The sequence below is a fragment of the Moorena sp. SIO3I6 genome, assembly GCF_010672095.1.
Genome location: NZ_JAAHHU010000279.1, coordinates 1 through 6,171, shown reverse-complemented (window position 1 = coordinate 6,171; position 6,171 = coordinate 1). Strand labels below are relative to the sequence as shown.

4 protein-coding genes and 1 pseudogene are annotated in these 6,171 nt (G+C 44.8%); all 5 read left to right on the top strand.

Going from position 1 to position 6,171, the window contains the following annotated elements; genetic code table 11:
* Nucleotides 1-270: pseudogene (locus F6K49_RS33970) on the top strand (bifunctional folylpolyglutamate synthase/dihydrofolate synthase); the annotation flags it as partial.
* Between the two features lie 265 nt (nt 271-535).
* The gene (gene pilM / locus F6K49_RS33965) at nt 536-1,639 is read left to right on the top strand and encodes a type IV pilus assembly protein PilM (RefSeq protein WP_293027649.1); all 1,104 of its coding nucleotides are present in this window, start codon (nt 536-538) and stop codon (nt 1,637-1,639) included.
* Nucleotides 1,640-1,643: 4 nt separating this feature from the next.
* Complete coding sequence (locus F6K49_RS33960; protein ID WP_293103737.1) at nt 1,644-2,444, top strand: PilN domain-containing protein; 801 nt, start codon at nt 1,644-1,646, stop codon at nt 2,442-2,444.
* Nucleotides 2,441-3,199, top strand: a complete 759-nt coding sequence (locus tag F6K49_RS33955) for a hypothetical protein (RefSeq protein WP_293103734.1) — start codon at nt 2,441-2,443, stop codon at nt 3,197-3,199. The genes F6K49_RS33960 and F6K49_RS33955 overlap by 4 nt, the downstream gene beginning before the upstream one ends.
* A 270-nt stretch (nt 3,200-3,469) precedes the next feature.
* Nucleotides 3,470-5,887 carry an AMIN domain-containing protein gene (locus F6K49_RS33950; protein WP_293103731.1) on the top strand — a complete coding sequence of 806 codons (2,418 nt, stop codon included), beginning with the start codon at nt 3,470-3,472 and terminating at the stop codon, nt 5,885-5,887.
* Nucleotides 5,888-6,171: the final 284 nt, after the last annotated feature.

Below are 6,171 nucleotides of genomic sequence, written 5' to 3'. Positions count from 1 at the left end.
ATTTTTAATGCCTTGCTCAGACCAGGGGATCGATTATACCTAGTGCCAGTACCAGACCATAGTTCAGCTGAGCTAGACTACTTGGCTACTCTCGCGCAACAAATTTGTCCTACCTTAGCCGATTGTGGTACTTATCCAGAGTTAGTGACAGGACTCCGTGCTAGCTTTAAAAAAGCCGAAGCTGAAGATAAGATTACTGTCCTTTGTGGCTCTCTGTACCTAGTTGGTCACTTTTTGCGAACACAAGCTTTTGTTGGTGGTAATGGGTAATGGGTAATGGCTAATGCCTACAATAATCAATTTCACGATTAATCAAAAAATTGTCATGATTGTGAGATAGATTGGGTACCATAAATAGCACCCTAATGTTGATTTCCATGACCCTGGGTTATACAAAAATTTCCCTGAATTCCCCATCTACCTAACTCAGATAGGGTACCTAAATCAATTGTGAAAATTTTTGAGCCCAAGTTTCCTACTCCCTACTCCCTACTCCCTACTCCCTACTCCCTACTCCCTACTCCCTTTGCTAGATATGGTTAACCGTTTGAAAAATTTATTTTCCCGGCGCAAGCAAGGTGTTGGTATAGAATTAGCCCCAGAACGAATTCATATTGCTCAATTGCAGCGGCAAGGTCAGAGCCTCAAAGCTACCACCCTATATGCTCATGAGGTTCCAGAAGGAATCTGGGAAGGAGGACAGATTGTTGATTCCCCTGGTTTAGCGGAACTGATTCGAGAAGCCCTACAGGAGAGTCAAGTCAAAGTGGAGCGGGTTGCTACTGCTTTACCAATGCGGGAAGCAGTAATCCGGATTATTCCCATTCCTGCTGAGCTAGATGATAACGAGCTCCGGGATATGGTACTCAACCATGAAGCTGGCTTATATTTGCCCTATCCCCGGGAAGAAGTGGATTTGGATTATCAGAAACTGGGCTTCTTCGTGGATGAAGATGGAATCGAAAAGGTACAAGTCCTGCTGGTGGCTACTCGTAAGGAAATCACCGATAGCTATCTCGATACCTTTGAGCAGGTAGGGTTACAAGTAGATGTACTCGAAATTAATAGCTTTGCCCTGATTCGGACTATCCGAGAACAACTGCGTCAATTTCCTTCCCAAGAGGCAGCCGTTCTGGTAGATCTTGAATTTGATAGTACTGAAATTGCGATAATTGTAGATGGTGTACCGCAGTTTTCCCGTACTGTTCCCATTGGTACTTACCAACTTCAGAGTGCTTTATCACGGGCGATGAATTTACCAGCCTCTAGAAATACCGAACTCCTCCAGGGGATGACTATTCCCAGTACCCCAGTTGATGGCATTCGCACCGGCTCGACCGGGGTAAATCCAGGGATGGTGGCTCTGATCCAAGTCTTGGGAGAAATTGCCGATGAACTAAGGCGCTCTATCGATTTTTACCTCAATCAGATGGACAATCTAGAAGTAGCCCAACTCCTACTAGCTGGTCCTGGGGGTGGTATCGGACAACTTGATGAATTTTTTACCCAACGGTTAAGCTTGCCCACGATTCAGGTGGATCCCGTGGCGGCTCTTTCCCTAGAAGTGGAGAAAGATATTCCGATGGTACAACGACCGAGCTTAGGAACTGTGCTTGGATTAGGATTACGAGAGGTATAGCACTATGTATAGTCTTGATATTAATTTTTTAAAAGACCGAAATCCTGAGGAGATCAAGTCTGTTCAGGAGGTCGGCGGTAGACAAGGGATGGCTCTAGGGGAAATGACCCCTCTACTGATTGGAGCTGCAGTGGGTCTAATCCTACCTGGATTGGTGGGAGGCTTTTGGGTAGTTCTCCAACATCAAAACGCCCGCTTGAAAGAAGAAATTGCTGATGTTGACAAGAAACTGGCAGCCTTGGGAGCGCAAAAGCAACGAATTAGTAAGCTAAACAAGGAACTCAAGCTGGTAAACGACGAAACTAATGCTCTTGCCAGTGTCTTTAATCAAATTAAGCCTTGGTCAGCAATGTTACAGGACATTCGTGAGCGCACTCCCCCCGGAGTCCAAATTAAAGACATCGAGCAACAGCAAGTCACTGACAAAAACGCTTCTAAGGATGAGTCTAGCGCTAACTCACGACCTAAAATCGAGCTGGATATTTCCGGTACAGCTCGAACCTTTGATGATGTGAATTACTTTTTGCTGACCCTACAGAATTCTTCCTTTTTCGATAAAAATGACACTCAACTGCTCAAAGCTCAGTTAGTTAATAATCCCACCAAATTAGAAATTCCTGAGAGTCAAAAAGAATTAGTAACTCAGGTCAAATATACCCTGCCTAAAGTCGTAGAATATACTATTAAAACTAAACTGAGTGATATCCCCGCTTCTGAACTCTTAAAAGAGTTAGACCGTAAAGGAGCAGTAGGATTAGTGACTCGGATTAGAAACCTTCAATCCCAAGGAGTGATTCAACAATGACCTATGCTACTGATGACGACTTTATGAGTGTTGAAGGTCAGGAGGAAGATCCTGAGTATCCTACTGCCTTCGGCATTACCTTTACTCCCCAAGTTTCTGGGATTACCTTTGCTATTCTTGGTCTGGCAGCTGCTTTCTATCTAGCGATGAACCTGATGTTACCGGCTTGGCAGGAGTATCAGACTTTAAAAAATGATTTATCAACCAAGCAAAATGACCTCCAAAATCCCGAAGTACTCCAGAAAAAAATAAAACAGAAAGAGGAGGAACTCAAGCAAGCTAAACAGCAAAACCGCCGGGTATTGAGTCAGTTTTCCACAGAAAAAAGTATGGATACCTTATTGCTTGATCTCAATACCTTTGTTAAGGATACTAGAGGCACTTTGCTTAAATATGAACCAGATTCCGAGGGAATCAATATAGTTAATGATGGCTCTTTAGGAACCCTAGTTGATGGCAAATTAAAACGGAGAACCGTCAATGTGGAAATTGAGGGTAGCTTCCAACAAGTCCAGTCAATTATGCGCAGCTTTGAGCGGCTACAAGCGATGTTGCTGATCAAAGACCTAGAAGCTGAAATCACTGAACCGCAAACACTAGTGCTACAGCAAGGTAGAGTAGTTCCTGGTCCTCAACCTAAGTTAAAAACAAGCTTAACCCTGGAAGCTCTCATGCCTGCTAGAGATTTGGATAAGGAGGAAGAAGAAAAAGCTGAGGAAAAGGATGGTAAGAAAAAGTCAGGTAAGAAGAAATAATCCTAAGTTCCTTTAGTCTTGCTATATTCTTGCTAGCAATTAATGATGGCAAGATGGCAAGATGGGGAAATTAAGCGGTAGCCAAGTTGCTGGAAATTGGGATAACCTACTGTTTTATGGAGCTGAGATAGTTATTGTTGTTCTTGTTTGTTGAGTGTTTAGTGTTTTCTCTTTAACGTCTCAACGGTCAATAGTCAATAGTCAACCTTCAACAGCCCTTAATATGAGATTATTTCTGTGATTTCAGTCAGGAGATTTGAGGAATAAAGCGTGAGACAGATTCAAGTATGTGGTGGAGTGGTCGCGGCTACAGCAGTGGCTTTATGGGCAACACAGCCTGTAGTAGCAGCAAGCCAAGTTAGTGCCATACGGTTCAACCAGCAGGGGAGTGAACTGGAACTTAAACTTGAGACAAAAGGGGGTAATGAGCCTCCACAGATTTTTGCTGTCAACCAAGGCAATGTCTTGGTAGCTGATCTGGTTAATACCCAGCTGAGTTTGCCCCAAGGGACTAACTTCCGTAAGACAAACCCCCTACCCAATATCAGTGCGGTTGCGGTTAAGGAACTGGATGACAACCGGGTCAGGGTGACAATTCGAGGCACTGACAAACTCCCAATTAGTTCACTAATCCAAAGGGACGCTCAGGGAATTACCTTAGGCATTGACACCACTACTGAGAATCAGGGGATATTACCTATCCAAGACTCATCGGTGATGAAGCTGGCTCAATTTCCTAATAGAGGAACTAATGCTGAAACGGAACAGATGGAGAAACCAGCGGAACTTTCGGAACCAGAACCAGAGCCAGAGGCTAACCCCTCAGAAACTCCTGAACCTCCAGAAATAGTCGCTCCTGAGCCAGATGTGCTGGTACCTGAGCCAGAAATTATTATTGATGGGATACCGGCAGCTCCAGCTAATGCGGTGCAACCGATTGCGCCAGCGCCCCCTTTCTTACCTAGAGCAGTAGCACCACCAGTAGGGGATATTGCTGTATCTAATATTAATGCTGCTGCTAGCACTATAGATCTCGGAACAGCAACTCTAGTGCCTCGTTTAGTATTACGAGAAGCACCGATTCGAGAAGTCTTGTCTCTGTTGGCTCGTTCGGCTGGACTCAATCTGGCCTTTGCTGAGTCAGATGAAGACTCAGGTGTAGCACAGTTCACCATTTCTATTGATTTAGAAAACGAACCGGTCCAAGATGCTTTCAACTATATTCTCCAGCTGTCTGGTCTTCAGGCTAACCGTCGGGGAAGCACAATTTTTGTTGGGGCAAAACTCCCTCAAGCCGCTCGTAATCTAATTAGTCGTACTCTACGGCTCAATCAAGCCAGTGTTCAAGGGGCTGCTACTTTCCTAGCCACTCAGGGAGCAGAAGTGCAACAGGTAGTAATCGAGACGGAAGAAATCATCGATCCTGAAACCCAACGAGTGGTGCGACAAATCGAACGACCCCCAGAAATTCGAGCAATTACCAGTGAGCAGGAAGACGGTAGCCAAGGGGCACTGTTGCTGAGGGGATTAGCAGTATCTACCGATGACCGACTTAATTCCATATCTCTGGTGGGTGAGCCCAGGCAAATTGAAATTGCGACATCTTTACTCAAACAGTTGGATGCTCGTCGCCGTCAAGTGGCAGTAAATGTCAAGATTATTGATGTTAACCTGTCTGGAATCGATGCCTATAATGCCAGTTTCTCCTTTGGGATTAATGATACCTTTGTAGTCAGTGATGGCGGAGCCGCAGCCGTTAATTTCGGTAGGGTTAATCCCCCCAGTAGAGATGATGTAATTAGTGGTCAGTTTCCTAATATTGAGCCATTTGATTTTCGAGCTGTAGACGGAGATGGTGATATATTCTTCGATAGACAAAATGCTCCCTTTGATAATATCGTTGATGGTTTCGTTGAAGGTAATATTCCATCACCCTTTGCCCGTCCCGGCTTTGGTCGAAATAGTAATCCATTCCAGCCAGGTGTGCAGGAAGTGGATGAAAACGGGTTTGAGTTTGCCCTTCCTTCTCTATTTGAGTTCCCTGATAAGTTTTTATTAACGTTGGAGGCTCAGATTACCAGCAACAACGCCAAGATTCTGACCGACCCAACTCTAGTCATCCAAGAAGGGCAGGAAGCTAGTGTCCGGTTGGTTCAGGAAGTACTGACCAGTGTGAGGACAGATATAGACACAGACGGTGGTGCTACCACTAGAACCATCACCCCGGTTATTGAAGAGGCTGGTTTAGTGCTAACGGTCAATGTTGAGAGAATTGACGACAATGGTTTTATCACCTTATCTACAGCTCCGTCGATCACAGCCCCCTCCGGAACTCAAGATTTTAACAGTGATAATGCACAAAACACCATCACATTCCTCAGTCGCCGAGAACTCAGCTCTGGACTAGTTCGTCTGCGGGATGGTCAGACGTTAATTCTATCTGGCATTATTCAGGACACTGACCGCACAACGGTATCGAAGGTGCCAATTTTGGGTGATATTCCCTTACTTGGTGCTCTGTTCAGAAGCACCGATAAGCAGAATCAGCGTACTGAAGTGATTATCCTGGTGACCCCTCAAATTATGGATGACACAGACCGCAATGGTGGGTATGGTTACAGCTACACTCCTGGACGGGATGCCCGTCAAATGTTAAACCGGGGAGGGTTTCAGTCTCCAGGTAACTAAGGGGAAATCAAGGTAAAGTTCAGCTAAAAGTGCCTTAACACTTCCGGTTTGACAGCTCCCGCCTACTTTAGTGGTGGGAGTAGTTACGTTTTGAGACTTTTACGTGTTGAATTAATTTTATTGAGTTGGTTTGGTTGATTTTTGATAAACATAAATTATATCAAATCCGGGTGTATACTTACTGTTAAGACAGAGCATGGTAAGTTTTATGCCCAAAAGGTTGACCCTGAAGCCCCACCTGAGTTGTGACGCCTTGGAACAGCGATATCGTGAAGAAAAAGACC